At 74.3% G+C, this 2,683-nt stretch carries 2 protein-coding genes and 1 pseudogene; all 3 read left to right on the top strand.

Features of this window, described 5'->3' with window-relative positions:
- The first annotated feature begins 443 nt into the window (after positions 1 to 443).
- Positions 444 to 911 carry a hypothetical protein gene (locus BM536_RS37045; RefSeq protein WP_073500122.1) on the top strand — a complete coding sequence of 156 codons (468 nt, stop codon included), beginning with the start codon at positions 444 to 446 and terminating at the stop codon, positions 909 to 911.
- A 114-nt stretch (positions 912 to 1,025) separates the two neighbouring features.
- Positions 1,026 to 1,133 (top strand): annotated as a pseudogene (locus BM536_RS43580) (short-chain dehydrogenase); the annotation flags it as partial.
- 250 nt (positions 1,134 to 1,383) lie between these two features.
- Positions 1,384 to 2,683: ATP-binding protein (locus BM536_RS37040; RefSeq protein ID WP_342748880.1), on the top strand; the 1,300-nt coding region annotated here is incomplete at its 3' end.

Genomic DNA, 2,683 nt, shown 5'->3' with positions numbered 1-2,683 from the left:
GGTCGCGCGCGACCGTGCCAACCCCGGGCCGACATCCCGCCCCCGCAGCTCGCGCGCACCTGGCCACTACCGAGCAGGTCCTGGCTCCGCCCGCCCGTGTCGAGATGTCGGCCGACGGGCGCGGCGCCCGGTCCACCGGCGTGACCGCCCCGGCCCACCCGGCCTCCGCCGACCACCTGGGCCGCCGACCCGCCGTTGCCGGGACTCCGTGCGACGCGCGCGCAGGCCCCTGACGCCCCGGCTCTCACTCCCCGGCCGACCGAACATGACGCGACGGTCGAACGAACCAGAACAAAACGCCATGGCTCGCCACCCCTTCCGCCACGCAGAAATATCTATCAGCATGCATATGCCGAGTCGGCGTGCCGCCGACGGGCCGGAGCCCGGTTCCGGTGGCGCCCGTGTGCGGCCGCCGTTCCGGGCGGACCTGACGGAGCCGGATGATGAGCTATGCGATGTGGGCGCGCGGCGTGGAGTGGCTCGCCGCCGCCGCGAGGGACCCGCGGAGCTGCAAGCGGGACTGGGATCAGGGCCACGGCGTCACCCTGCTGGAGGCGGGCCGCTACTGGAACCTGCTGAGCGTGCCGGACCGCTTGGGCCTGCTCGCCCTGGACCTGCTGTGGCAGCCGGCGCTGCCCGTGCCGGGGCCGACCCTCGTGGACACGGCGGCCCACCGGGTCGGCTTCTTCCTCCCGCCCGACCCGGCGAGCCGCTGGATCGGCGAGGGGCTGAGACACGTGGGCCGGGGCTCCTGGGTCGCGGTGCCCCCGCCGTACCGGTCGGCCCGCTCCCTGGAATGGCTGATCCCGCCGGACGGGACGGGTGCGCTGCACTCCCCCGGCACACTGGAAACGGCGCTGCGCCAGGCCAACGGCACCCTGGCCGTCCTCACACCACCGCGCGGCGCCTAACGCCTCACGGGCCCGACACTCCGGGGGAGCCCGGTGAAGGACACCCACTGCACCTCTGGACGAGCGGGCACGGTCCGGCCGCGGGCGTGCACTCCGCGACGAGGCGGGCGTGGATCGGCCTACGACGGTCTCGTCGCCCGGCACGCGGCCGGCCGCCTCGGCCGCTCGGAGGAGGTCGCCGAGCTGATCGCCTTCCTGCTGTCGGACCGCGCCTCGTTCGTGCGGCCGACCGGGCGGAAGGCGGCATCGGAGGCTCGGGCGCCGGGGTCAACTCACCTGCGCGGTACGGCAATTCCGACAGTCGCGCGCAGAAGCGAACAGATACCGGACACTTTCCGATCGAAGTCTCCCTCGACCGTGCGAGATCGGTCGATGACGGTGTGTACTGTGCTGCGAGTGCCCGGTCCGCACTCCCGGACCCACCCCTGCCCCGTCCTTCCCCGGAACGCCGACCCTCCCTGGAACCGAATCGATGATCGAACTACCGGACCTGGTGGCCGGTGGCCTCGCCGCCGGCACACTGTCCGCGCTCGCCCTCGGCGGCGGGCTGCTGCGGTTGCGACGGCAACAGACCAGGCAACGGGCGGAGACGACCGCACTGCGAACCCAACTCGACGGCTCACTGAGGGCGTTCACCGCCGAGGTCGAGCATCTCGCGGCCCGGCGGGTGCCCGCCGCCGCCCAGCAGGTGGCCCATCCGCATCTGGCGGTCCCCGGTCCCCTCCAGCCGCTGACGGTCGGCACCCCGCTCGGCATCGCCCTGGAGAACGTGCTCCTGACGCTCCAGTCCGAGGTGGCCTCCCAGCGCACCCGCGTCGACGCCGCCGCACAGGCCGGCATGCGCGGCGCCACCCGGGAGATCCAGGCAGCCCTGTACCGACTCCAGGACGCCCTGCGGCGACTCCAACAGCGTTATGATGACCCCGAGTTGGCGCAAACCCTCTTCCAGCTCGACCACGAGAACGAGCAGTCGCTGCGGCGCGCCCAGGTCGCCGCCGTGGTGTGCGGGGCCTGGGTGGGGCTCGCCCGCGAGGAGTCGCACCTGGTGGACGCGGTCACCGGCGGCCAGGCCCGGCTCGCGGGCTACCAACGCGTCAAGGTCCACAACCACCTGGAACCCGGCACGGCCCTGGTCTCGCACGCCGTGGAACCCGTCGCCATCATCGTCGCCGAACTCCTCGACAACGCGCTGCGGCACTCCGCACCCGACACCGACGTCGTGGTGAGCCTGGAACACGTCCACCACGGGGTGTGCGTCACCGTCGACGACGCGGGCCTCGGCATGACCCGCGACGAACGCGACCGCGCCCAGCGGCTGGTGGCCGGTGACGCCCCCATCCTCCTCACCGACCTGGGTGACCCGCCGCGCATGGGCCTGGCCGCGATCGGCCGTCTGACCCGCCAGTTCGACCTGGGCGTCGACGTCTCCTCGACCTCCCCCTACGGCGGGGTGCGCGCGGTGCTGCGGGTGGACAGCCACCTGCTGAGCCGCCTCGACCCCACCGACCGGCCGCCGGCCCCGAGCGCCCCGCGCACCACCCGCAAGTCCGTCCCCGCCGCCGCGCCGCCCCCGTCGCACGCCTACGGGACGGAGGAGGCCGTACCGGACGCCCCCGGGCACCACACGGCCATGGGCGTGGACAAGGACGAGGACAGGGACGGGGACGGGCTGCCGCAGCGGCGACGCCGCCGTACCCGACCCGCCGCGGCCGCCGCCGTACCCGAGACGTCCGCACGCCCGCGCCGTCCCGCCCGGCCCGGCGGCCGGAGGA

It is taken from the genome of Streptomyces phaeoluteigriseus (genome assembly GCF_001896135.2).
GTDB classification, from domain to species: domain Bacteria; phylum Actinomycetota; class Actinomycetes; order Streptomycetales; family Streptomycetaceae; genus Streptomyces; species Streptomyces phaeoluteigriseus.
This window is presented reverse-complemented; position numbering and strand designations above follow the sequence as displayed.

Bases quoted from the DNA above. Each gene is read 5' to 3' on its own strand.
- BM536_RS37045 (WP_073500122.1), top strand. From the start codon at position 444: ATGAGCTATGCGATGTGGGCGCGCGGCGTGGAGTGGCTCGCCGCCGCC.